This window comes from Chitinophaga sp. GbtcB8 (assembly GCF_019091455.1).
Classification (GTDB): Bacteria; Bacteroidota; Bacteroidia; order Chitinophagales; family Chitinophagaceae; genus Chitinophaga.
The window spans coordinates 62,236-88,101 of sequence record NZ_JAGXJN010000013.1 but is presented as its reverse complement, the minus strand read 5'-3'; the positions used below and the strand labels follow the sequence as shown (position 1 = coordinate 88,101).

Annotated in this window: 15 protein-coding genes; 9 read left to right on the top strand and 6 right to left on the bottom strand. The window is 47.1% G+C overall.

Going from position 1 to position 25,866, the window contains the following annotated elements; translation table 11 throughout:
- Window positions 1-12: 12 nt before the first annotated feature.
- Window positions 13-3,333, bottom strand: coding sequence for a SusC/RagA family TonB-linked outer membrane protein (locus KVT36_RS13855; RefSeq protein WP_217604100.1), 3,321 nt, complete (start codon window positions 3,331-3,333; stop codon window positions 13-15).
- Window positions 3,334-4,118: 785 nt separating this feature from the next.
- Window positions 4,119-5,150 carry a LacI family DNA-binding transcriptional regulator gene (locus KVT36_RS13850; protein WP_089913874.1) on the bottom strand — a complete coding sequence of 344 codons (1,032 nt, stop codon included), beginning with the start codon at window positions 5,148-5,150 and terminating at the stop codon, window positions 4,119-4,121.
- Between the two features lie 290 nt (window positions 5,151-5,440).
- Here KVT36_RS13850 and KVT36_RS13845 point away from each other — a divergent pair, with 290 nt between their 5' ends.
- From KVT36_RS13845 to KVT36_RS13810, 8 genes are all read left to right on the top strand, one after another.
- On the top strand, window positions 5,441-6,316 hold the full coding sequence (locus tag KVT36_RS13845) for an AraC family transcriptional regulator (RefSeq protein ID WP_217604099.1): 876 nt from the start codon (window positions 5,441-5,443) through the stop codon (window positions 6,314-6,316).
- A gap of 223 nt (window positions 6,317-6,539) precedes the next feature.
- Window positions 6,540-7,088, top strand: coding sequence for an RNA polymerase sigma factor (locus KVT36_RS13840; protein WP_217604098.1), 549 nt, complete (start codon window positions 6,540-6,542; stop codon window positions 7,086-7,088).
- 164 nt (window positions 7,089-7,252) lie between these two features.
- Window positions 7,253-8,266, top strand: a complete 1,014-nt coding sequence (locus tag KVT36_RS33170) for a FecR family protein (protein WP_217604097.1) — start codon at window positions 7,253-7,255, stop codon at window positions 8,264-8,266.
- A gap of 57 nt (window positions 8,267-8,323) precedes the next feature.
- Window positions 8,324-11,752 carry a SusC/RagA family TonB-linked outer membrane protein gene (locus tag KVT36_RS13830; protein WP_217604096.1) on the top strand — a complete coding sequence of 1,143 codons (3,429 nt, stop codon included), beginning with the start codon at window positions 8,324-8,326 and terminating at the stop codon, window positions 11,750-11,752.
- 73 nt (window positions 11,753-11,825) lie between these two features.
- Entirely contained in the window at window positions 11,826-13,415 is a 1,590-nt protein-coding gene (locus KVT36_RS13825) for a RagB/SusD family nutrient uptake outer membrane protein (protein WP_217604095.1), read from the top strand.
- Between the two features lie 45 nt (window positions 13,416-13,460).
- The gene (locus KVT36_RS13820; RefSeq protein WP_217604094.1) at window positions 13,461-14,768 is read left to right on the top strand and encodes a deoxyribodipyrimidine photo-lyase; all 1,308 of its coding nucleotides are present in this window, start codon (window positions 13,461-13,463) and stop codon (window positions 14,766-14,768) included.
- Window positions 14,769-14,985: 217 nt separating this feature from the next.
- On the top strand, window positions 14,986-18,087 hold the full coding sequence (locus tag KVT36_RS13815) for a SusC/RagA family TonB-linked outer membrane protein (protein WP_217604093.1): 3,102 nt from the start codon (window positions 14,986-14,988) through the stop codon (window positions 18,085-18,087).
- Window positions 18,088-18,112: 25 nt separating this feature from the next.
- Window positions 18,113-19,729, top strand: coding sequence for a RagB/SusD family nutrient uptake outer membrane protein (locus KVT36_RS13810; protein ID WP_217604092.1), 1,617 nt, complete (start codon window positions 18,113-18,115; stop codon window positions 19,727-19,729).
- A 157-nt stretch (window positions 19,730-19,886) separates the two neighbouring features.
- Here KVT36_RS13810 and KVT36_RS13805 read toward each other — a convergent pair whose 3' ends face one another.
- From KVT36_RS13805 to KVT36_RS13795, 3 genes are all read right to left on the bottom strand, one after another.
- Window positions 19,887-20,714: an alpha/beta hydrolase family protein gene (locus KVT36_RS13805; protein ID WP_217604091.1), complete on the bottom strand. Its 828-nt coding sequence runs from the start codon at window positions 20,712-20,714 to the stop codon at window positions 19,887-19,889.
- 233 nt (window positions 20,715-20,947) lie between these two features.
- The gene (locus KVT36_RS13800; RefSeq protein ID WP_217604090.1) at window positions 20,948-23,278 is read right to left on the bottom strand and encodes a M1 family metallopeptidase; all 2,331 of its coding nucleotides are present in this window, start codon (window positions 23,276-23,278) and stop codon (window positions 20,948-20,950) included.
- Window positions 23,279-23,421: 143 nt separating this feature from the next.
- The gene (locus tag KVT36_RS13795; protein WP_254639990.1) at window positions 23,422-24,015 is read right to left on the bottom strand and encodes a HupE/UreJ family protein; all 594 of its coding nucleotides are present in this window, start codon (window positions 24,013-24,015) and stop codon (window positions 23,422-23,424) included.
- A gap of 68 nt (window positions 24,016-24,083) precedes the next feature.
- Between KVT36_RS13795 and KVT36_RS13790 the strand changes: the two genes are divergently transcribed.
- Complete coding sequence (locus KVT36_RS13790; protein WP_217604089.1) at window positions 24,084-24,572, top strand: DUF6702 family protein; 489 nt, start codon at window positions 24,084-24,086, stop codon at window positions 24,570-24,572.
- Here KVT36_RS13790 and KVT36_RS13785 read toward each other — a convergent pair.
- Complete coding sequence (locus KVT36_RS13785; protein WP_217604088.1) at window positions 24,569-25,864, bottom strand: phenylacetate--CoA ligase family protein; 1,296 nt, start codon at window positions 25,862-25,864, stop codon at window positions 24,569-24,571. The genes KVT36_RS13790 and KVT36_RS13785 overlap by 4 nt on opposite strands.
- Window positions 25,865-25,866 lie beyond the last annotated feature (2 nt).

The following is a 25,866-nucleotide window of genomic DNA, read 5'->3' as shown; positions in this document are numbered from 1 at the left end:
TGCTTAGATCAATTAAAAGCTCAGTCTCACGGTTCCACCAATTGTGCGGGAAGCTACTGAAGAGCCGGCGTCCAGACCCTGGCTGATAAAGTTGCTACCAATACCTACTTCAGGATCCACGTTAGGCAGTGTTTTGTAGAAGTAGAACAGGTTGCGGCCAAACAGCCCTACGGTTAACGTCTGCATTTTTGCTTTGTTAGCCAGTGCTACCGGGAATGAATAGTTCAGAGAGGCTTCACGCAGCTTAACAAAGTTGTTATTGAACACAGCACCCTGGTAAGAGTTTTTGGTTCTGGCGCCATAGTTACCCCAGCCATAAGTGTACTCATAGTACTGTGATGCCTGCAGGATCTTGTCATTTTTCTTTCCGGTTTCATCCACACCATCTAATACCACACCATCATGATATACTGTAGTACCTGCAGGAGCAGTACCGCCGTTCAGCAGTGTTCTGTTACCGGCAGCATCTTCATAGTAAGTTAAGCCGCCACTGGCTTCATCACGATACTTTAAGGTGCTTTTATACAATCCATCGCCTGTAGCATAATAATTGGTCACAGAAAGGATCTGTCCACCCCAGCGGGAATCCACCAGGAAGTCCAGGGTCCAGTTCTTGTAACGGATGGTGTTACCAATACCACCATTCAGCTTAGCCTGTATGTTACCGGCTTTCTTAGGGGTGGAGTTATCTGTTACATAATAACCGTTTGCATCTATGATGTTCTGTCCATCTGCACTTTTCTTGTTCATGTTCACCATGATATCACCTGCAGCTTCGCCTACTTTTGCAACGATGTATGCAGAACCGTTATCCACGTTCATTAACTGCAGCTGGCTAAGGCCGGGCTGTAAACTTTTCAGCTTGTTCCTGTTAAAGCCCAGGTTAGCGCGTACATCCCATGTTATGTTCTTGCTGGATATGGGCGTACCATATATTGCTGCTTCCAGACCGTAGTTGTTCAGGTCACCTACGTTCTGCCAGATTTTTTTTGCACCGGTTGAAGAAGCCACGTCCAGATTAACGATCTGGCCTTTAACAATGTTATTATAATAAGAGATGTCAAAGCCTAAGCGGTTTTCAAACATTTTGCTTTCCCATCCTATTTCATATTCATGTTTGAACTCCGGTTTCAGCCCGTTGTTACCATAGTTGCTACCGGGGTACAATGTTGCAGCTCCGTTAACTGAGCTTCCGGTATAAACGATATTTGCCTGGTAAATGCCCGGAGGGTTGGCAGCCACACCGTAAGACAGACGCAGCTTGCTGTAATCCACAAAGTTAGGCATATGCAATGCCTTAGACATTTCAAAGGAAAGGCTTACGCTGGGATAGAAGTAAGAGTTATTACCAGGTGCAAGCACAGATACTCTCTCATAACGGCCGGTACCTTCCAGGAACAGGAAGTTGCGGTAGCTTAAGCCAAGAATACCGAAGATACCATCCTGCATGTAATCAGACCTTTTGGTATCATTCTGTCCGGTTACAGGGTTTTTAGAAGCCTGGATAGTGAACCAGTTCTCCTGCAGCAGACCACCAGCTGTATTCATTGCGCTATAACGGCGTTCTTCACGGCGGGCCTGGTAACCTAAGCTGGCATTTAAACCGAATTTCGGGGAGAAGTCTTTGTTATAGGTCAGCAATAAGTCGCCATAAGCAATATTGTACTGGTTATTGGCAACGGAATATGCACCGGATTCAGAAATATACAGCGGATATTCTGCATAGTTTTTAGTTTCTGAAGTATAACCGGTAAAGTCTGTACCCATACGGCCACGGAATTTCAGCCCGGTGGCGATGTCATAGTTCAGTGTAAAGCTGGAAATGAAACGGTTAGACTTTTCGTCATAGCTATTCCGTTTCTGCTTCCACAGGAAATCCAGGAAGTCAGTAGCATAGAAAGGATATTTGAATGCTTCCTCAGGGTCACGGCTGGAGTTGTCCAGCGTTACATATTTATAACCTTTAGTGGTCTGATATTTCTTCAGGAAGAAATCCATATCATCAAAGGCGCTGAAGAAACCTGCATAACTTGCTAATACGCGGTTCATCTGCTCCGGACGGTTATGCACATATTCATTCACATAAGTTATGGTAACGTCGGTGCTTAACCGGGGAGTTATTTTATAAGAGGTATTCAGGTTAAAGTTGTTCTTTTGCTGTTTACCGCCAATTTGTATGCCTTTATAATCAATACGGTTAAAAGAAAAGCGGTAGCTGCCCCTGTCATTTGCATTGGATAATGCTATGTTAGCCTGGGAGCTGTAACCATTTTTGAACAGCTTTTTCCAGTTATCGCTGGTACCAACATATTTACGGGTACTACCATCCACATATACCACATCCCTGCCGTCGAACTTGGGTCCGAACTGACCATCCACATCATAGGGTACTCTTACATCTTCCTTACCATCGCCATTTATATCGCCCAGGGGAATCCAGCCATCAGCCGGGTAACCGGAACCCACCATGTTTTTTCTGTCGTAACCCGGACCATATTCAGATTGTATATCCGGCAGCACAGCAGCCTGCTCTATACCATAAGAGTAGTTGAAATCAACACCCAGGCCGGCACGTCTGTTACCCTGCTTGGTAGTGATCATTACCACACCATTACTACCACTGGAACCATACAGCGCGGTGGCGGCAGAGCCTTTCAGAATGTTCACTTCCTTAATGTTTTCCGGGTTAATGTCCAGCAAGCTGTTACCACGGATACGGGTATCCACATAATATTTATTAGCGTCGCCGGTATTTATGATGTCGTTACGGATAGGTACACCATCCACAACAATCAGCGGCTGACCGTCGCCATTAATAGAGTTTACACCGCGGATCTTGATGATAGCAGCACTGGTGCTACCACCGGGGGCGGTTTGAATGCTTACGCCGGCGGCCTTACCATACATTGCGGATGCAAAGTTGGTGGGGGAGGATTTTACCAGATCTTCGCCGGAGATGTTAGAAACGGCATAACCCAGCTTACGGCGTTCTTTTTTGATACCCATAGCTGTTACAACCACCTCATTCAGACCCTTGCTATCCGGCGCCAGTCTAATGGCTAAGGAAACACGGCCATTTAAAGGTATTTCCTGTTTTACGTAACCGATGTACGTAAAAACGAGCGTAGCTTCTGTGCTAATGCTCAATTTAAAGGCACCGTTAGCGTCCGTAAGCGTACCAGCCGAACCGGCTTTTTCCTGTACACTCACACCCACGAGCGGGCCACCTTTTTCATCCTGCACGATACCGGCTACAGTTTTCTTTTCCTGTGCATAAACAAAGTTGGCACATAGCAGGAAAAGTACCGCGCATACGAGGAGCGATCTTTTCATTTTACTCTTTTTTAGATTAATTACTATAGTGTTAAAGCGTTAATGTGTGAATTGGCATAGTTATAACCATCCCACCGCAGGGGATAACGAGATTGGCAATAGTTATTCATTATTGTTTCATTTGCAGAGTGGCCTGCTATTTACAATCTGTAGTTTAGGTATAAGGAATAAGTATTGCGCACCATTATTACAGTGCTGGTTTTCATGGTGTTGTGTCGAATTGTTTCATAGGTTCAATAAGATTTTCATTAGGTTTCAAATAGTAACTCCGCTGTTATGCTGTTTTTACAACCCGAAGCGGCAATTTGTTGGTATAGTTGTTCTAGTAAAATCTATTGTAATATAATGTAATATAGATATTTATTTCAAAACAGTAAAAATTATTATAATATTTTTCACGCGGTACACTTCGGGCCTTTTTGTTTTGTCCCACCCAAAGCATAAATACGTTATTTGTTATGAAAAAGTTTGTATTACTCTCTTAAAAAATGAAAACACCTGATATGTCATAAATATATTGGTTTATACTTATAACATAAAAATTTTAATCATTAATCACTGGTTATGTTCCAATCACTTATCAACATCAAACATAGATAATTTTTTTATAATCTGCAAGCTTATCTGATCATTTTCAATAAAATAGTTAAAACAACCGCAGTTTCTGCTAAAATAAAATCAGGGGTTTAGCAAAAAAAGGCAGGATCATTACAATCCTGCCTTTAAGCTTTCTTTAACAAAAATTATGGTTTACGGGTAGAATAACTCACATGCATGTACGCTTTTTATGCAACCGGCTCCACTTCTTTCATGGTAGATTGTCTTACTTCCAGCGTAGGTTGTAATACCAGCTGCTGAGATGTGCTGGAGGCATGATTTAGCTCCTTCATCAATACATTCACTATCTGCCTCCCTATTTCTTCTATGGGTTGTGATACACAGGTTATAGATGGGCTGTGCAGGCGGAAAAGATCATGATCATCAAAACATACCATGCCTACGTCTGCGCCTATACGAAGCCCTAATGAGCGAATGCTTTCTATACCATAAATGCCCAGGTAGTTGGTGGCAAAAAATACTGCATCTACCTTGCTAGCTTTCAGGTACTTGGTAATTTCCTGGGTATGCCCTACCCGGTCCATTTCAAAAGGCAGGCGTTTTACTACGTTCTTGTTATAGGGCAACCCGTGCTTTTTGAAGGCTGCCATAAAACCATCCATACGCTGTTTCATCTGCACCTGGTCAGAGGTGGTGGTGATAATGGCTATTTTCTGGTACCCCTGCTCTATGAGGTGGGTAGTAGCGGCATACGCGCCCTGGTAGTTATCAACTACCACGTAATGAGAGTCTACATTCGGTAAGTAACGGTCCATCAGCACTACGGGCTTGCGCACCATTTTCAACAGCTCTATCTCCTTTTCCATGTTCTTGGTGGGCGTAATAATGTAACCATCCACCTGGCGGTATTTTAATACCTCCAGCAGACCGTGGGCCTTTTCAGTGTTATCTTCCGTACTGCCAAATAATACCTTATAGCCATGCTTGTCTGCCTCGTCCTCCACTACTTTGGCCACGTTGGCAAAGAAGTTGTTGGCAATGTCTTCCACGATCAGCCCCAGGGTTTTGGTCTTACCCGTGCGTAAACCGCGGGCCAGCTGATTCGGCTTGTATTTGAGCTTATTGGCAATCTTCAGGATTTTCTTGCTAACCTGGTCGCTGATCCGTTTTTCCTTGGCTTTTCCGTTCAGTACAAAAGAAACTGTGGTAGGAGACACCCCCGCCTGTTTGGCGATGTCCTTTATAGAAATTCCTTTCATTCGCGATAATAGTTTGTGCTTATGCTTGTAATTCAGGTGTGCTGGAACTTCCTATTGAGCGCAGGTATAAAACGCTCAATCGATTTAGCCCTGTGTAAAATACAAAAATACTTGTCAAAAAAACAATACTCTCTCCAACAGCTAATTTACGGGAAATGATAGTTTTTTAACCAAAAATTAATAAATTGGCATCATTCACAGGAAAAACGCCCGCGGGGGGCGGGCAACGCTGACCATTGCCATTAAAAAGACAACACACTACGACCAAACACATTTAAACACAGAACCGGATGAAACCCATCCTTATTAAAGTTGGGGCTTTTGCAGACAACCAGATCACCATTATAGAGCGTAGTGATCCGCATTTTAACACACCTTTCCATTTCCACCCGGAGTGCGAGCTGGTATATGTGACGGAGAGCCATGGAAAAAGAATTGTTGGCGACAGTATTGAAAGCTTTGATGTAGGCGACATGGTTTTCCTGGGGCCTAACATTCCGCATGTATGGTATAACGAGGAGGATTATTACCAGGGCCTTGAATCGCTCAGAGCCCGCTCTGTAGTGATCTATTTTCCAAAAGATATTTTTGGCGATAAGTTCTATGGCCTGCCGGAAACCAAAGCGCTTTCAGAACTGTTCCACCGCGCGCAACGCGGCATGAAGATCATTGGCAATACCCAGGAGGCGCTGAAAGAGGAAATACTGGCCCTGCCCAAAAAAGAAGGGCTGGACCGTATTATTTCCCTGCTGCACATCCTGAAAACGCTGTCTGAAACACGGGACTATTACTTCCTGGCCAGCACCGGCTACTCCCATGCCTTTAATGTAAAGGATAACCACAAGATCGACGAAGTGTTCAAGTACGTGATGAACAATTTCTCCAAGGAAATATCCCTGCAGGATGTGGCGGGCATCACCAACCTTTCCCCGCAGTCATTCTGCCGCTTTTTTAAGAACCGTACCAAAAAGTCATTTGTACAGTTCCTGAACGAGGTGCGTATTGGCCATGCCTGCAAGCGGCTAACAGAGGAAGACTGGTCTATTGCAGAAATTGCGTACTCCTGCGGATTTAAGAACCTCTCTAACTTCAACCGCTTTTTTAAGGAGATCGTTGGGAAAACGCCGAAGGAGTATAAGCATGAGCTGAGGCTGAAGGAGGCATAAAGCTAAAACAGACTAATAAAGCATTGCAATACCTTAAATGCCGTACATTAATTGTTACTCATTCAGCATTAAGCTCTTAGCTTTATGCTGAATGCTTTGCGCTTTCCCCCCATGGCATATTTATTTCTACAATTCAAAACATTGTTCTATTTTCAAGCCCAACGGTAGGTAGAAGACACGCTGTTCTTTTTTTCAACCAAATATCTTTGTACCTGTAATCCTGATGTACAGCAACTATTCAGATCAACAGCTACTTAACTTGCTCCGGGCCGATAACGTCGCGGCCTTTAACGCCATCTACGAGCGTTACAGTAAGCCATTGTACCTGTATATCCTGAGCAAGCTGGAAACCGGGGAGATCAGCAAGGATGTGCTGCAGGACCTTTTTGTATCCCTGTGGGAAAAACGTAAACAGCTGCATATCAGCGAATCGCTGAAATCTTACCTCTACCAGAGCGCCCGGCATAAAGTAATTGACATTTACCGCAAGAACACCTCTTACCGGAAATACCTGCAGCAGCTTATAGAACATTTTGATGCGCAGCCGGAAAATATTACGGAGGCCGTTGACTATAAAGCCAAAAACCAGGAAATACTGGAAGCCATCAACCACCTGCCCGGCCGTATGAAGGAAATATTCATGCTCAGCAGGCTGGAACATCAATCCATAGAACAAATTGCGCAGCGGCTGGGACTATCACAACAAACTGTGAAGAACCAGATCACTAAAGCGTTGAAGATCCTGCGCTCACACCAGGATCTGCGATCGTGAGGGACAGAGCAGCCATGATATCAAACAAAACAGGAACAAAACTAACGATTGTAAATACGGAAGCCATTAATTTTAGCTAAATCTAAAATCTGCAATCGTAAATCTAAAATAGTAGTACCTAAGTCTCACTTATACGACTACTGGTAAATCATAAATCCGAAACGGTGGATACAGAACACATAAAACAGATACTGGAGCGCTATACGCAGGGACAATGCACGGCAGAAGAATCAGCGATCATTGAAAAATGGTTTGAGGGCGTAAACCGGCATCATACTCCCCCCGTGGCTGATGATGACCTGCCCCTGCAGCTGGAGGCCGTGAAGCAAAGCATCCGGGAAAGGATCCAGGTGCCCCGCCGGCAACTGCGTCCGATGTATTATGTGGCTGCCGCCGCCAGCGTATTGCTGCTGGCCGGCGCCTGGCTGTTCACCTACCTGAAACAATCCCGCACCGCTATACCGGCCGGGTCTTCCATAGCACAAACAACACCTCCCAAAAGCAGCCGTACGGAAAAAGACGGGTTTATGGAGCTGCGCACCGCCAAAGGCGCTACAGAACGTGTAGTGCTGGCAGATGGCAGCACCATCGTGGTAAATGCATCCAGCTATCTCCGCTATCCATTACAGTTCACCGGCACCCGCCGCGATGTGTACCTGGAAGAAGGAGAAGCCTTTTTTACCGTAGCATCCAATGAAAAAAGCGCTTTTACCGTACATACCGGCAACCTGCAAACCACTGCGCTGGGCACCTCTTTCAACATCCGCGACTATGCACATGAGAACAGGATCACCGTGGCGCTGCTCACAGGCAAAGTAAAAATAGATCGTGTACTTGATAACAATAAAGAGGGAAATAGCGTAATATTGTTGCCCAATGAGCAGGTGCATTACAATGTGCAATCCCTGCAACTGGTAAAATCGTCCTTTGAAAAACAGGAAGAGATCACCGGCTGGAAACAGGGCTACCTGGTGTTTAAAGACGCCTCATATACCGAAGTAATTACAGAGATAGAGAACCGTTATGGAGTTACCGTCATCAATCAAAGCAATAAGAAAGAGTGGAAGTATACCGGCTTCTTTAAGGAAGAAAGCCTGCAGGATGTAGTAGAGACCATATGCCTGGCCAAGTCCCTTTCCTATACGATCAGCAATGATACGATAGTACTGAAGAACTAAGGCCCTCCATTAACCATTTGCTTTTATCCCATGACAACGTTTAGATCATACTGCTATATGGTAAGTATGACTGCCGGCCTGTTGTTAACATGGTTGCCGGCAGCGTGCATGGATATACCTATATTAGTCAGCATTCAGGCCCGTAATAAACCGCTGGAAGCCGTGATGGCAGAGATCTCCGCACAAACCGGGCTTAATTTCCATTACGATAAAACAGACCTGAGCCAAAGCCTCAAAAAAAAGATCACCCTGCGCTGTAATAAAATGCCGGTGGAGGAAGTGCTGCAGATACTGGCCAGCCAAACCGGGTTAAAATTCGTACTGAAAGAAGATAAGATCATCGTAGGCCCGGACCCTGGACCGGAGCCCCTGAACAGCGTAACCTTGGTGAACGGCCGGCTGCCGGAAAAGGAAATACGCGGACGGGTATACGATGCACACGGTGCGCCCCTTTCCGGCGCTACCATCCTGGTAAAGAACAGTACCAAAGGCACACAGGCCGGGGCCGATGGCACCTTTACGCTCAGCGCCGCTCCCTCAGAAGTGCTGGTATTCCGCTCCATTGGCCATTTACAAAAAGAAGTGATCCTGGATAACAGCGATGAGGTGAATGTAACCCTGCAGGAATCCATTAAAGGGCTGAATGAGTTTGTAGTAGCGGCTCTGGGCATTCCCAAAAGAACCAAAGAGCTTACCTATGCCACGCAGCAGCTCAGTAATGAAGATCTTACCCGGGTAAAAGATGCAAATGTGATCAACAGCCTGTCCGGCAAAATAGCCGGGGTAAATATTTTCCGCAGCGCCTCCGGCATTGGCGGCTCTGCAAGAGTGATCTTAAGAGGAAATAAATCTACCCGGGAAAACCAGCCCCTGTATATTATTGACGGCGTACCCATGGCCAACTACACGCCTTCGCAGCCCGCCAACATCTGGGGAGAATCCAGCAGTATTGTAGGCAATACCGGCCGTGATGGCGGTGACGGTATCTCTAACCTGAACCCGGATGATATTGAAAGCATCAGCATACTCAAAGGCCCTTCTGCAGCTGCTTTGTATGGCAGCCAGGCAGCCAATGGCGTAATTGTGATCACCACTAAAAAAGGCCGGCCAGGTAAAGGGCATATCAATGTATCCTCTGACCTTACCATTGAAACACCTATGCTGCTGCCTAAGCTGCAATACCGCTACGGGCAAACTACACCGCCTTATATTGATGATAAAGGCCAGCCGCAGCCCGGATCTGCAGATAGCTGGGGCGCGCCGGTTACAGCACCTGACCCTGTTAAACCATTCTTTAATACCGGTGTAACTTTTACCAACTCCGTTTCTTTCAGCGGCGGCCTGGATAAAGCGCCTTCGTATTTTTCTTATTCCAACACCAATAACAAAGGCATACTGCCCAACTCCAAGCTGGACCGGCATACCTTTAACTACCGCGGCTCCGTGCGCCTGCTGGATAATAAGCTGCTGATAGACGGTAACGTAACCTTTATGCTGCAAAAAGCGCTGAACCGCGCTGCCAGCGGGTTATACTTTAATCCCCTCACAGGTTTATACAACTTTCCACGCGGGCTTGATTTCAGCTCCTATAAAAATTACGAGTATTTTGATGCAGCCCGCAGCCTGCCCTTACAGAACTGGTGGAATATCCGTAATGATAAGGACTGGACCGGCCAGGATGATCAGCAGAACCCTTACTGGCTGCTGTACAGGAGCTTGCGGGAAGAAAACCGCATGCGCAGCCTGGGCTTTTTATCTATGAAGTACCTGGTGAACAGCTGGCTTTCTATACAGGCCCGGGGCAGCTTTGACCGCTCTTCAGACCAGTACGAGCTGAAAGCCTATGCCGGCACGCAAACCGTGCTTTCGCCACCCAACGGGCGTTACACGCTGGAAAAAGAGAACAATACCCAGCTGTATGGCGATCTTTTAGTAAGCGCTGTAAAAAAGTGGAACAACCGGCTGCAGCTTGCAGCCACTATGGGTTCCAGCATTATGGATGTGCGCGCGCATGACCGTACGCTCATCAGCACCAACCCCAATGCCAACCCGGGCTTAAGCGTAGCCAATCATTTTTCCGTAGCAGATATTTCCAGCAATGCGCTGGATGCACAGCAATACATAGAAAAGCGGCAGCTGCAGGCCGTGTTTGCCAGCGCGCAGTTAGGTTTTAAGGATTATTTGTTCCTGGACCTTACAGGGCGTAATGACTGGTCCAGCACCTTTGCCTACACGCCCATTAGCAGTAAAGGATATTTCTATTATTCCAGCGGCATTACCGCGCTGCTAAGCGATATGGTAAAGCTGCCCGCTGCTATCAGCTTTGCAAAACTGCGTATCTCCTATGCAAAGGTGGGTAATGATATTGCTCCTTATGTATCGCGCCCGGCGCGGTTTACCTTACAAACAGTGGCCGGTGTTACGCGCATTGCATTCAATACCCGCTCCCCCTACCCTGGCGTGTACCTGAAACCGGAGGACAACCGTTCCCTGGAAACCGGTGCAGAAGTACGCCTGCTGGATAACCGCGTAAACCTGGATGTAACCTGGTACAAGAACAATAACTACCAGCAATACATGGAAGTGCCCGCCCCCAGTGGCAGCGGTTACCTGTTCTATTACCTTAACCTGGGCAATATTCAGAACACCGGGCTGGAAGCTACCCTAACGCTGGTGCCTGTACGCAGTAAAGAATTCCGCTGGCAGTCCGGCTTAAATTACAGCTTTAACAGGAACCGTGTAATAAAGCTAAGCAACAACAGCATACCGGGCGCCGGGCCTGACAACTACTTTATATTAACGGACTTCCTTACCAACATGTATGGCTCTTTTATTAAGGAAGGCGGCGCCTGGGGCGATATTTACAGCAATAAAGAATTGTATAAAAATGAAAAAGGCCAGTATGTAATTGATGGCGACGGGCACCTGAAAACCAATAAGGATGTGCTGAAGAACATTGGCAATCCCAACCCGCGTTTTACGCTGGGCTGGAACAATACCCTGGATTATAAAGGGCTTACCTTTAGCTTCCTGGTAGATGGTAAATTTGGCGGCAAAGTGATGAGCATTACCCAGGCCATACAGGATGAATATGGCGTAAGTGAAGCCAGCGCAAAGGCCCGGGATAATGGCGGAGTAGTGTTAAATGCCGTGAATGAAGATGGTACACCCTTTTCCGGTAAGTACGATGCGCAGAAATATTATACCACTATTGGCGGGCGTGCCGGCATTGGCGATCTGTATATGTATAGCGCCACCAACGTACGCCTGCGCGAGGTATCGCTTACCTGGCAGCTGCCCATCCGCTCCAAATGGATCCGGCAGCTGCAGGCGGGGCTGGTAGGCAGGAACCTTTGTTTTTTTAAGCTGGATGCGCCCTTTGATCCGGAAGTATCTATGAGCTCCGGTAATGGCTTACAAGGCATAGATGTATACGGGCAGCCGGCTGTACGCAGCATGGGCCTGAATTTGAGAGTAGGATTCTGAGGAACTGAAAAACTGGAAACAGGTGATCTGATGTAAAAAGCGGCAGATCAAACCTGCGTAATTTCACATAGAAATGGGGTGTGTTTACAATAAGATAAAACGTGTGATAGCTGCTTCCTGCCTGGGCGGGTTGTTGCTAAGCGCATGCACCAAGAATTTTGAAAGCATCAACGAAAACCCCTACGATTTTAATGAGGATGAGCTAACGCCAGACCTGAAGCTGCTGGGCGAGCCGCTGATCCAGACCATGCTGAATATTGTGGTAAGCAATGACCCAGCCACGGCGCAGGTACAGCAAAACCTCATAGGCGATGTGTACTCCGGTTACATGATGACGCCCACTCCTTTTGAATCCAACCGCAACAACACCACCTACGATCTTTTAGATAACTGGAACAACCATGTATGGACCATTGCCTATGGCAACGTAATGCCTAACTGCAAGTTTGTACAGGAAAAATCCAAAGGCCGGTACTCCGATTTTTATGCCTGGGCGCAGCTGCTGCGGGTAGCCGCCATGCACCGGGTAAGCGATGTATACGGGCCCATTATCTATACCCGGTATGGTATTATTAATACGGACCGCAGTGTGGATTATGATACGCAGCAGGATGCTTACAACGCCTTTTTCCAGGACCTTTCAGCCGCCATTGATACGCTAACGTTATATACCACCCGCAGCCAAAAGAACTTCAGGCCTTTTGACCTGGCTTACGGTGGCGACTATACTAAATGGGTAAAATTTGCCAACAGCCTGCGCCTGCGGCTGGCCATACGCATTTCCAAAGCTGACCCGGATAAAGCACGCCAGGAAGGAGAAGCAGCGCTGCAGCATCCCCTGGGGCTGCTAACCACCCCAGCAGATAATTTCAGCATCAACATCAGCCCGGTTACACACCCGCTGTACGTGATTTGTTATAAGTGGAACGACATCCGCATGGGCGCGCCCATGGAATCCATTATGACCGGCTACCATGATCCCCGCCTACCGGCTTACTTCGTGTATTCCGATGCGCGCGATTCTTCGTATAATGGTATCCGTAATGGTATTAACATCAACAGCCGGGATACTTACAACGGTTTTTCCAAACTGGCGCCCCTGCCCTCCCGCATACAGCTGATGACCGCAGCAGAAGCCTGGTTCCTGAAAGCAGAGGCAGCCCTCTATGGCTGGAAAGGCGCGGGTAATGCCGGCAGTAATTATGAACAGGGTATTCATACCTCGTTTGCACAATACCAGCTGGACAGCGAATTTCCGGAATACATCACCAATCATACCTATACGGCCAAGCCCTATACAGATCCCAAAAACGCTGTTAATAATGTGCCGGCCGGCAGCCCCTGCCTGAGCAACATTACCATTCAGTGGGATAATAACGCTACTACCGCCCAAAAGCTGGAACGCATTATTACCCAGAAATGGATTGCTATGTTTCCCGAAGGTGAAGAAGCCTGGGCCGAGTTCCGCCGTACCGGTTACCCCAAACTGTTCCCCGTAGTATTGAATTACAGTAACGGCAAAATACCTACTGAAACGTTTATACGCCGCATTGCATTCCCGCAGTTAGAATATGCCACCAATCCACAAGGCGTGGCCAGGGCTTTACAGGCGCTGGGCGGGCCGGACAATGGAGGTACAAGGTTATGGTGGGACAAACCATAAGTAAAGAATAAATACGACCTTTAAGCATCATCATATATTGATATTATGAAGGTTAACATCTTTTGGTTCCGGCGTGACCTTCGTCTGGATGACAACGCAGGATTATACCATGCTTTAAAACAGGACAAACCCCTAATACCCGTTTTCATTTTTGATAAGCTTATACTGGACGACCTGGAAGAAAAAACAGACCGCCGGGTAGAATTTATCCGTTTGGCGCTGGAAGATATGCAGGAAGCATTGGTACAAAAAGGCGCTTCCCTGGAAGTATATTATGGCGCGCCAACAGAAGTGTTTAAAAAGCTGCTCACCAAATATAACATCGAAAAGGTTTTTACCAATCATGACTATGAGCCCTATGCCATTAAAAGAGATAAGGAGATCCAGCATTTGCTGAAAGAGCATGGCATAAGCTTACACACCTATAAAGACCAGGTGATCTTTGAAAAGGACGAGGTAATAAAAGATAACGGTGACCCATATACGGTATATACCCCGTACAGCAAAAGATGGAAAGCCACACTGAATGATTTTTATGCAAAAAGTTATTCCACTGAAAAATACTTCCACAATTTTCACAAACAATCGGCGCACCGTATCCCCTCTTTAAAGTCTATGGGATTTAAGGAAGCTGGCCTCCCATTCCCCTCCGCCACACTGGATGAGGATATTGTACGTAAGTATGATAAACAGCGGGATATACCCGCCATAAACGGTACCACACACATGGGCATACACCTGCGCTTTGGTACCGTCAGCATCCGCCAGCTGCTGCAAACCGCGCAGGAGCTGAATGCAGTGTTTATGTCGGAATTGATATGGCGCGATTTTTTTCAAAGCATTCTCTGGCATTTCCCTAAAGTAGGCGAAGGCAAGGCATTTAAAGCCGACTATGATTTTATCAAGTGGCGGTATCCTGAACAGGAATTTGAACGCTGGTGTAAGGGCACTACTGGTTACCCGCTGGTAGACGCCGGTATGCGGCAGCTGAATGAAACCGGTTTTATGCATAACCGTGTAAGAATGGTTACCGCTTCTTTTTTATCCAAACACTTATTAATAGACTGGCGCTGGGGCGAGGCTTACTTTGCGGAAAAGCTGCTGGACTTTGACCTGGCAGCCAACAATGGCAACTGGCAATGGGCCGCTGGCTGCGGGTGTGATGCCGCCCCTTACTTCAGGATCTTTAATCCTGCCCTGCAAACAAAAAGATTTGATCCGCAGCTGCACTACATAAAAAAATGGGTGCCTGAGCTGGACACATTAGATTACCCCACTCCTATTATAGCGCATGAAGCCGCCCGCAAACGCTGCCTGGATGCGTACTCCAAAGCCCTTAAACAGCCACGTTAATTTTATTTTAAAAATTTATCAAGCGCGATGGTACTTCGGTACTTTTCGCACGACCTCTTATCTGCATCCTTTAAAGGTCAACAAAATCGTGCACCAACTTTAACGTGTAAAATTTAACGTGTAAACAGCATTTATGATTATGAAAAAACTACAGCGCTATAGCTGAGGGGGATTCTATTGCCTAACGTAAACCATGACATTTCAACCAAACTAGCATATGAACAGAAAATTCCGTCTTTCATGGACATGCAGACCGGCAAGCGTGATACTTTGCCTGGTACTGGCCGGAGATGCGCGCATGCAGGCCATTGCAGCTACTCCCACATTTGCTCATACTCCGGTTGAGCAAGACGTAACAGGCACCGTACGCGATGCCCAGGGCACACCGTTACCCGGTGTAACCGTACAGGTAAAAGGAAGTAACAAGGGTACACAAACAGACGCTAACGGCGTATTTAAGCTCACCGCCAACCCCGGTGATGTGCTGGTATTTAGCTCCATTGGTTTTGTTGGCACTGAAGTACCTGTGGGCAGCAGCACCACGGTAAACATTACCCTGCAAGGCAATGTAAAAGGTTTAAATGAATTAGTAGTAACTGCGCTGGGTGTAAAGAAAACGCCCAAATCACTTACGTATTCCACACAACGCATCGGCAGTGAAGAGCTCACCACTGCAAAAGATCCCAACCTGATGAACTCTTTGAACGGTAAGGTGGCCGGCGTAAACATTAACCGCAGCAGCTCCGGCGCAGGCGGCTCTGTTAAAGTAGTACTGCGTGGTAACAAATCAGCGCAGGGCAGCAACCAGCCGTTGTATGTAATTGATGGTATACCCATGACCAACTATACTGTACAGCAGCCTAACAGCACCTGGGGTGGCGATGGTACTATCAGCTACGCGCCCGGCCGTGATGGCGGTGATGGTATCTCTAACCTGAACCCCGATGATATTGAAAGCATTTCTGTACTGAAAGGCGCATCAGCATCTGCATTATATGGCAGCCAGGCCGCTAACGGCGTAATCCTGATCACCACTAAAAAAGGAAAGAACGGCGCTACAAAAGTGGACCTCTCCAGTGGTTTTCAGCTGGACCGCGTAGCTATCAAACCTGAGTTCCAGAACAAGTATGGCCAGGATCCCAATGCAGCTACACAAAGCTGGGGCCCTGCCATTAATGGTGCACAGGATAATGTAAAAGACTTTTACCGCACCGGTTATACCTGGATCAATTCTGTAGGCCTTTCCGGCGGTAATGAAAAAATGCAGACCTATTTTTCGTATGCCAATACCCGTGCGAATGGTGTGATACCGGAAAATGATCTTTCCAGGCACAACATCACTTTCCGCGAAACCGGCAAGTTCCTGGATAACAAGCTAACCCTGGACGGAAGCGCTAATGTGATCATTCAAAAAATAAACAATGCCCCTGTAACAGGTTTATACTTTAACCCGCTCACAGGCCTGTACCTGTTTCCCCGCGGTTTAAACATGCAGCCTTACAAGGATAATTATACAAAGCTGGATGATGTAAGACAGATCTACTTACAGAACTGGCCCTTTAACGAAGACGTGCAGCAGAACCCTTACTGGATCACAAATAGGAACGGCAGTGTTACAGAACGTAACCGCACCCTGTTCAGCGCATCTGCCAAATATGATTTTACAGATTGGTTAAGCCTGCAGGCACGCGGTAATATGGACCGTACCAATGATACCTATGATGCCAGCATTTATGCAGGTACCAATGGCGTACTTTCCGGTCCCAATGGCCGTTACATTACCAGCAACCTTACCACCACCCAGTTCTATGGCGATGTGATCCTGAACCTGAACAGATCCTTCGGCGATATTAAGCTGAATGCATTGTTAGGTTCCAGCATTACAGATACCAAAACAAAAGGTTTAAGGGCCGATTCCTATAACGGCAGCCTGTATGTAGCTAATTTCTTTACGCTGCAGAACATGACGCCCGGTAGCCAGATCAGCACAGAGCCCAGCCGCCATCAGCAGCTGCAGGCAGTTTTTGGTAATGCCAGCATCTCCTTTAAAGACCTGGTATTCCTGGACCTTACCGGCCGTAACGACTGGTCTTCTAACCTGAGCTTTACACCCAATGGCTCTTACTTCTATCCTTCCGCAGGTTTATCTTTCATATTGCATGATATGATACCTATGCCGCAGGCAGTTACTTATGCCAAGCTGAGAGGTTCTTATTCTGTAGTAGGTAACTCCGTACCTATTTACGTAACACACCCGGTAAATAAGCTGGGCGTTTCAGGCGGTACATTTGACTTCAACACTATTCAGCCTTTTACAGATCTGAAACCTGAAAAAACAAAATCACTGGAAGTAGGTACTGAATGGCGTTTCCTGAAAGATGCACTCAGCTTTGATTTCACTTATTATAAAACCAATACCACTAACCAGTACTTCCAGATAGCCGTACCACCGGGCACCGGTTACAGCTTCCGCTATGTGAATGCCGGTAATGTTCAGAACACAGGTGTGGAAGTATTGTTAGGGTACAACCTGGTGAACAGCAAGTTCTTTAAATGGAACACTACCATCAACTACTCCAAGAACAAGAATACAGTGAAAGAGCTGGCGCCCAGTATTGATCAGTTTATTTTAACAGATCCGGGATCCAATGCTTACACTTCCCTGATCAAAGTAGGCGGTTCTTATGGTGATATTTACGGCCGCGTATTACAACGCGATGAGCAGGGCCGCATTATGATAGGCGCTGATGGTTTGCCCATGGTAGCTGCAGACCAAAAGTTCATTGGCAACCCCAATCCTAAATGGCAGGCCGGCTGGAACAACAGCTTTAACATTAAAGACTTTAGCGTAAGCTTTTTGGTGGATGGCAAATTTGGCGGCCAGGTATTGTCTATGACACAGGCCATGCTGGATCAATACGGCGTATCCAAAGCAAGCGGCGATGCCCGTGATGCCGGTGGTGTAATTATTAACGGTGTGGATGCTGATAAAAAACCGGTAAGCACCATAGATGCTAAAACCTGGTATACCACTGTTGGCGGCCGTGCAGGCGTAAGTGAGCAATATGTGTACAGCGCTACTGTGGTAAGACTGCGCGAAGCGTCTATCGGTTATTCCTTACCCGCATCTGTGCTGAAGAGCAGCTTTGTTAAGAACCTGAAGCTATCGCTGATAGGCCGCAACCTGGCTTATTTCCACAAGAAAGCGCCTTATGATCCGGAAGTTACTATGTCAACCGGTAACGGCCTCTCTGGTGTGGATGTGTTTAGCTTACCGGCTGTACGCAGCTTTGGTTTGAACCTGAATGTGACCTTTTAAGTAACTCACCAAAAAATCAAGGAAGATGAAAAAGATCAGCAATAAATATAGAGCACTGGCCCTTGTTGCATTAACGGCATTGCTGGGCGCCGGGGCTTGTACCAAGAATTTTGAGGACTACAACACAGATCCAACGGGGCTTACCGAAGACCAGCTGAAGCCGGACTTCAACTTCATTGGCGGTTTTTATCCCCAGATACAATCATCCATTTACTATAACTATAACAATACCACCTGGGAATACCAGCTGCAGCAAAACCTGATAGCAGATGTGTACTCCGGTTACATGATGTCTGCCAACCCATTCCGCGGCAACATCAGCAACCTTACCTATGCGCTGGTAAATGACTGGAACGGTACACCTTTCAGCCTGGCTTACAACCGTGTAATGGCGCCTATTTTAGAGGTAAAGAGAAGGGGTGCGCAATCTGTAGCGCCGGATTTCTGGGGTGTAGCGCTGATCCTGAAAGTAGAGGCTATGCACCGTGTTACTGATATTTACGGGCCTATCCCCTACAGCCAGTATGGCCAGGGTGGCACCACCTCTGCCTACGATAGCCAGGAAAGTATTTACAAACGTTTTTTCCTGGAGCTGGATACTGCTGTAACTAATCTGAAAGCTTACATAGCCAGCAAACCAGGCGCTACCCCGTTTGCAAAGTTTGATATGGTCTATGGTGGAGATTACAAGCAATGGATAAAATTTGCCAACTCACTGCGCCTGCGCCTTGCGCTGCGTATTGTGAAAGCTGATCCCACTACTGCTAAAGCACAGGGTGAGAAAGCGCTGGCTGATAACGGCGGGCTGATGGAAACCAATAACGATAATGTAATGGTGAGTGGTTTTGGCATACGCCATCCTTTATATACCATCACCAATAAAGATGGCTGGAGCGATATTAGCATGAACGCTTCTATGGAATCTTACCTGGGTGGTTTTCATGATCCGCGTATCGGCAAATATTTTGATCCGGCATCTGATTATCCCGGCCAGTACAAAGGCATCCGTATAGGCGGCAGCATTACTGCCAAACCAGGTTACAGCGGTTTTTCCACCCTGGCTTATAAGGAAACAAAAAGCCTCAAGGATAACTCACCTTTACAGTTAATGACCTCTGCGGAAGTATACTTCCTGCGGGCAGAAGCTGCGCTGCGCAGCTGGGCTAATCCCGGCGGTACGGCACAGGAGCTGTATGAAAGAGGTATCACTACTTCCCTTTCACAATGGGGCGTAGCAGACCAGGCCAGCGAGTATATGAATGATGCTGTCAGCAAACCTGCTGCTTATGTGGATCCGAAGAATGCGGCCAATAACGCTCCTTCTCCTTCTGCCATTACTATTAAGTGGGACGATGGCGCCACTTTTGATACCAAGCTGGAACGCATCATTACCCAGAAATGGATAGCTGTATTCCCTGAAGGGCAGGAAGCATGGTCTGAGTTCCGCCGCACCGGTTATCCTAAACTGTTCCCGGTAGTGAATAACCTGAGCAACAATACTATCAGCACCACTATACAGATAAGACGTATCAACTTCCCACAAGCGGAATATGTGGCCAACCAGGCAGAAGTACAGAAAGCTATACAGCTGTTGGGCGGGCCTGATAACGGTGGCACAAGACTGTGGTGGGATAAGCTATAAGATCTTTTACTCTCTATCTACATTTCACACGTTTGAAAAAAGCCGCTGGTGTTCCCACCGGCGGCATTTTCTAAAAATCTTTGAACCATTTATCCATCAATCATAGATCGCTACAAAAGCAGTTACAAAAAAAAGTCCCGCACAATGGCGGGACTTTTCATTTTACATCTTTGGTGAAGAACCGGTGAAAGAATAATAATTGATACACTACTGAATTAGACCAGTAATCCCAGTTATGCTGCCCGGGCCGCTCAATATAATCATGCGTAATACCCTGCTGCAACAGCTGCTGATGCAGGTTACGGTTCACGTTAATAAAAAAGTCCTTTACCCCGCAATCAATAATAAGTGCCAGCGCACTATCCTTTAAACGGGTTGTTTGATTAATGACCGTATAGTTATTCCAGTTATCCAGGTGCTCATCCCGTGTGCCTAAGCGTTTTGCCAGGTCCCATTTTTGGGGAAAGGGCCGTATATCCACTCCCCCGCTCATACTGCCTGCTGCGCCAAAGGTTTGCTGGTGACGAATGCCCAGGTACAAACCTCCGTGCCCGCCCATGCTTAGGCCGGTTATGGCGCGGTGATCTCTATCAGCCAGTGTACGGTAATGGCTGTCAATGTAAGCTGGTATTTCTGTACCCACATAGGTTTCAAACTTCCAGCTGCTATCCATAGGGCTGTCCAGGTACCAGCTGCCGGTATTGCCATCCGGGCATACCACCATCATCTCATAAACATCTGCCAGCTGTTGTATTGCCGGTGCTTTTGTTACCCAGTTAGCGTAATTACCGCCGTAACCATGCAGCAGGTATACGACCGGGAAACGCTCCGTCTTCTTTTTATCATAAGCCTCTGGTCTTATTACCACGCATTTGTAGCTTTTGTGCATGGTTGGGCTCATAATGTTTAACGTATCTACCTTAGCGGCTTGTGCGCTGCCGGCTAACAGTAACAGGCCTGCCCAGCATTGGAAAATTTGCTTCATCCGTTTTTCATAATTTAATGTGAACCATTTTGCCCCTAACAAACAAGCCATCCCGGAAGGAATGTAAAATCATAAATGTAAAATTTCAAACTGACGAAGGAGGTTCATAGAGACCGTTGAAAAGACTTTATGAACGAGATCATGTAAAAGTAAAATGCTGCGAAACTGGGCAGGCCTACGTTCGCAGCATTTTACTTTTACATTTATGATTTAAAATTTTACATTCTACATTCTTATTGTCCGCCCCTGGATTGCTGCATGGGGTTAGGCCCCGCAGTGGAGCCTCTGGGACGTTCCTGCTGGCGGAACAGCTCAAATTTGGAGGGCAGCGCTACACGCGGCCAGTTGTTATTGGTTTCGTCAATATCCGCTGTTTCCCGCTGTGGGTCCAGCTTAATGGCTACTACCTCTTTATCTTTTGCAAATACCTTGGTTACATGGTATTCATCCTTACGCCAGATATAGGCGGAGATACGGTCTGTTTCCTTGGTGCCATCTGCAAAGGTCCATTCAATGATCAGGGGCGATACCAGGCCGCCTACGTTAGAGAAGGATACTTCGTAGAAATTCTTTTTGCTGTCGTACAAACGTTTTTCTTCAGGTGTTAAGCTGCTTACGAACTGGCTGTATTTGGCTTTATCATTATCAGTTACTGCAAAACGGTCCCACTTGCTGTAAAAATCCTGCAGGCTGGTATCCTGCTCCACGGCAAACTTCACGCCTTCTGCACGGTTACGGGTGCGGGCAATATGATCTGCCTTCAGGTCATAAGCGGCTTTATCATCGCTGCTTACAGCCGCAGGGTCCTGTGTATTGAGGCGGTACCATTTAACGCTGTCAATAGCTACATCAACGGGTTCAATGCCAAAGAACCATCCTCTCCAGAACCAGTCCAGGTCTACTGCGCTGGCATCTTCCATGGTGCGGAAAAGATCAGCCGGGGTAGGATGTTTAAATGCCCAGCGGCGTGCATATTCACGGAAAGCAAAGTCAAACAGCTCACGGCCCATAACGGTTTCCCGCAAAATATTCAGGGCTGTAGCCGGTTTGGCATAAGCATTAGGACCAAACTGCACAATATTTTCAGAGTTGGTCATAATAGGCTCCAGCTTGTCTTTCGGCATTTTCATATAGTCCACGATCTTGTGTGCAGGACCACGGCCGGAAGGGAAGTTGTTATCCCATTCCTGTTCTGCCATGAACTGGCAAAAAGTGTTCAGGCCTTCATCCATCCAGGTCCACTGGCGCTCATCAGAGTTCACGATCATGGGGAAGAAGTTGTGCCCTACCTCATGCGTGATCACGCCTATCATACCATTCTTGGTAGCTTCTGAATAGGTGCCATCTTTTTCCGCACGGCCGTAGTTAAAACAGATCATGGGATATTCCATACCGTTTGCCGCTTCCACGGAAATAGCCACGGGGTAAGGATAAGGGATGGTATGTGCGGAGTAGCTTTTTAATGTATGGGCCACTACTTTAGTGGAATAACGGCGGTATAAAGGATAGGCTTCCGGACCATAATAAGACATGGCCATTACCTTTTTGCCCTCTATATTGGTAGCCATGGCATCCCACACCAAACGGCGGGAGCTAACCCAGGCAAAGTCGCGTACATTCTGCGCTTCGTACACCCAGGTTTTAGTAGCGGTAGCTTTGCTTTGCAGGCCTTTCTTAGCTTCATCCAGCGTTACTACTTCCAGCGGCTCTTTAGCGCTTTGTGCCTGCTGCCAGCGCTGAAATTGTGCGCCGCTCAGCATTTCCTTATAGTTCTGGCATTCACCGGTAGCGCCTACCACATGATCCGCAGGTACGGTCATCTTTACATGAAAGTTGCCGAAGGTAAGGGCAAACTCGCCACGGCCGGTGAACTGTTTGTTCTGCCAGCCCTGGAAGTCGGAGTACACAGCCATACGGGGATACCACTGCGACATGGTGTACAGGTAATTCCCATCTTCTTTAAAATATTCATAACCACCGCGGCCGCCTTCTGTCATACGGTCGGAGATGTTGTACCACCAGTCAATTTTCAGCTTTACCTGCTCACCCGGCATCAGGGTTTTAGGCAGGTCTATCCGCATCATGGTCTGGTTAACCGTATAATGCAGGGCATTGCCGCCGGCATCCGTAAGCTTCACGATCTTTACGCCCAGGTCCTTGGTAGTTCCCAGTAAGCCATTTACATCGCGCATAGACATTTTATCAGACATATGGCTGCCGTCAAAATGCTGGTTATCGCTTTTGGCATTATGCTCATTCTCATCCAGCTGCAACCACAGGTAGGTGAGCGGGTCGGGAGAGTTATTGTAATAGGTGATGGTTTCTGCACCGGTGAGCTTTTGTGCAGCATCATCCAGGGTGGCGGAAATGTCGTAGTCCGCGCGCTGCTGCCAGTATTTAGGACCGGGTACGCCGGAGGCAGAACGGTACATATTAGGGTCCTGGATCATAGTGCCCAGCTGCTCAAAGCGGGTGCCGTGGTTAGATCCATTAGGATTAGCATCCTGCGCCATCAAAGGATAAGCGCTGCTGCAACATAAGAGTGACAGCCATAAGTATTTCATTTTCATCCGTAATATTTCATTTTTGCGCGGTATGTTCCGCATGCTCGTATATTAATGGCCGGTGAACCTGGCTTTTAGCCGGGTAACATTAGCGGTTTAGATTTTGATTTTAAAGTCCATGGTGCAGGTGCTTGCTTCCTTTGCTATGTAAATAATGCTTTAAAACGTTCAATTGCCATTACAAAAGCAACTCCAAAGATAGCAGAAGAAAGGAACATGATCCAGTCCCTGCGTTTTACCCCTGTTATGTTTACAATGATCCCTGCCAGCAGCAGTACGCATATTACAATCAGTATTTGCCCGAATTCCAGTCCTACATTAAATCCCAGTAAGGGTATTACTACATTCTCTCCCGTGCCCAGCAGGCTTTTCAGGCGGTTGGAAAAACCCATGCCGTGTATAAGCCCGAAAAACAATGCAAACAGGTAGTTGAGCTGTATGGCCTGCTGCTGCTCTTCTGCCGGTGGGCGGATGATGTTGAATAAAGCGGTAATGAAGATCGTTACCGGTATAAGGAACTCGATCAGGGGCGTGGATATATGCATTATATCCAGCACGCTCAACGCCAGGGTGATGGAGTGCCCGATGGTAAATGCGGTCACCAGTATCAGCACCTTTCTCCAGTCCTTCAGCAGGTATACTGCGCACAATGCAGTTATAAACAAAATATGATCAACCCCGTCCCACGCTACTATATGCTGCCACCCTAACTGGAAATACAAGCCGAATTCACTCATTGCCTATATTTTGTCTAATTTTGGTAATTATATAAACTCTCCGTTTAAAATTAAAATTTTTTAGTCAAGTGGGCTTAATATTATGTAAATGGTTGGTTGGTGCATGGGCTATGCTGCTGCACCCTTTTTATGTGAGCGTGACGGAAATAAGACATAATGCCGCCCAGCAGGAGCTGCAGGTAAGCAGCCGCATTTTTTATGATGACCTGGAACGTACCCTGAAAACAGAATATAAAACCCCGGTAGATATTCTGCACCCGGCCGACCGGAAGGCTGTAGATGGCCTGATAGCTGATTACCTGGGCAAACATTTACGGATTACAATTGATGGTAAACCGCTGGCGCTGCACTATTTAGGCTACCAGATAGAGGAAGATGCCGCCTGGTGTTTTTTAGAAGTAAAGGGCGTAGCGGGCGTAAAAAAGGTACACATCATCAATGATATTCTTTATGCGCAGCATCCGGAGCAGATCAATATGATGCATGTGGTGGTGAAAGATGTGCGGAAGAGCACCAAGCTGGATAACCCGGAACGGGTAGCGGATTTTGTGTTTTAACCCTGCCTGTTATCCACAAACTTCATAGGCTTGCGCATGCCTTCCGGGAACTGCATTTTCATGATCTCTGCCTGGGAAATATACCGCACCTGCGGTATTACGCGCAGCTTTGCCTGCAGGTAAGAGCGGATCTTACGGTCTGTATCTTCAGACTCTGAAACCGGCCACAGGTGCAGCAGGATCTCATCTGTACCAATTTCATTGGAAAATACTTCTACTACAAACTCTTTTACTTCTTCCATTTCATTCAGCAGGTCAAATAAAGCGGGCGGGTATAAAGTGGTGCCCTTGTATTTGATCATTTGCTTTTTACGGCCAATTACCGGGGAAAGGCGGATGGTATTGCGTCCGCAGCTGCAGCGCGAGGTTTCATAACGGCAAATGTCGCCGGTTTTGTAACGCAGCAGGGGCATGCCTTCCACGCCTAAGGTGGTAATGGTTACTTCGCCTTCTGCGCCGGGGCCTACGGGTTGGTTCTCATCATCCAGCAGCTCTACATACAACAGCTCGGGGTGGTGATGCCCGCCCAGTCCGGCTTTACACTCCGTGAAAGCAGTTTGCATTTCTGTAGAGGCATAGGTGGAATACAGCTGAATGTTCCACTGCTCAGTGATTTTTTTGCCCAGCACATTCAGGGAAAAGTCCACCTGGCGGATGTTCTCGCCTATACACACTGCTTTTTTTACAGAAGATGCATTGATATCAATGTTATGCTCTTTGGCAAAAGCGATGAGCTTTAAAATGAACGAAGGTACTGCCACAATGGTAGTGGGCTGTATACGTTGTATATTTTCCCATTGCAGGGAAGGTACGCCCGGCCCTACGCGCAGCACACCGGCGCCCAGCTTGCGGATGCCCGTGTAATAAGCCATACCGGCCATAAACTGCCGGTCCAGCGTGAGCATGAGCTGGTAAATATCATCGTCTGCACCATCGGCGCAGCAAAAGGAAATGTATTCGTTATAGCTTAAGCGGTTCAGATCATTAGCAGTAAGCGGAATGATCACCGGTTTACCCAGGGTGCCGGAAGTAGTAGTGTACTCAGCGATCTTGTTACGGTCCACACATAAAAAGTCCCAGTTGCGCTGCTGCAGCTCCTCTTTGGTTACCGGCGGTATTTTGGCGAGATCGCTAAGACTATTTACAGTAGCGGATGTAATGCCATGCGTTGCAAACCATTCCTTATAAAAGGGCGAGAACTGCCGCAGGTAACCGATCAGGTGCAGCACCTCTTTTTCCTGGAACTGCCGGATGGCAGCAGTGGATTGCAATTCTATGTCTGGTATGTACATAA

Coding starts and splice junctions, on each gene's coding strand:
- KVT36_RS13825 (WP_217604095.1), top strand. CDS start 11,826: ATGGGGTGTGTTTACAATAAGATAAAACGTGTGATAGCTGCTTCCTGC.
- KVT36_RS13840 (WP_217604098.1), top strand. CDS start 6,540: ATGTACAGCAACTATTCAGATCAACAGCTACTTAACTTGCTCCGGGCC.
- KVT36_RS13845 (WP_217604099.1), top strand. CDS start 5,441: ATGAAACCCATCCTTATTAAAGTTGGGGCTTTTGCAGACAACCAGATC.
- KVT36_RS13795 (WP_254639990.1), bottom strand. CDS start 24,015: ATGAGTGAATTCGGCTTGTATTTCCAGTTAGGGTGGCAGCATATAGTA.
- KVT36_RS13800 (WP_217604090.1), bottom strand. CDS start 23,278: ATGAAATACTTATGGCTGTCACTCTTATGTTGCAGCAGCGCTTATCCT.
- KVT36_RS13785 (WP_217604088.1), bottom strand. CDS start 25,864: ATGTACATACCAGACATAGAATTGCAATCCACTGCTGCCATCCGGCAG.
- KVT36_RS13850 (WP_089913874.1), bottom strand. CDS start 5,150: ATGAAAGGAATTTCTATAAAGGACATCGCCAAACAGGCGGGGGTGTCT.
- KVT36_RS13805 (WP_217604091.1), bottom strand. CDS start 20,714: ATGAAGCAAATTTTCCAATGCTGGGCAGGCCTGTTACTGTTAGCCGGC.
- KVT36_RS13820 (WP_217604094.1), top strand. CDS start 13,461: ATGAAGGTTAACATCTTTTGGTTCCGGCGTGACCTTCGTCTGGATGAC.
- KVT36_RS13815 (WP_217604093.1), top strand. CDS start 14,986: ATGAACAGAAAATTCCGTCTTTCATGGACATGCAGACCGGCAAGCGTG.
- KVT36_RS13810 (WP_217604092.1), top strand. CDS start 18,113: ATGAAAAAGATCAGCAATAAATATAGAGCACTGGCCCTTGTTGCATTA.
- KVT36_RS13830 (WP_217604096.1), top strand. CDS start 8,324: ATGGTAAGTATGACTGCCGGCCTGTTGTTAACATGGTTGCCGGCAGCG.
- KVT36_RS13855 (WP_217604100.1), bottom strand. CDS start 3,333: ATGAAAAGATCGCTCCTCGTATGCGCGGTACTTTTCCTGCTATGTGCC.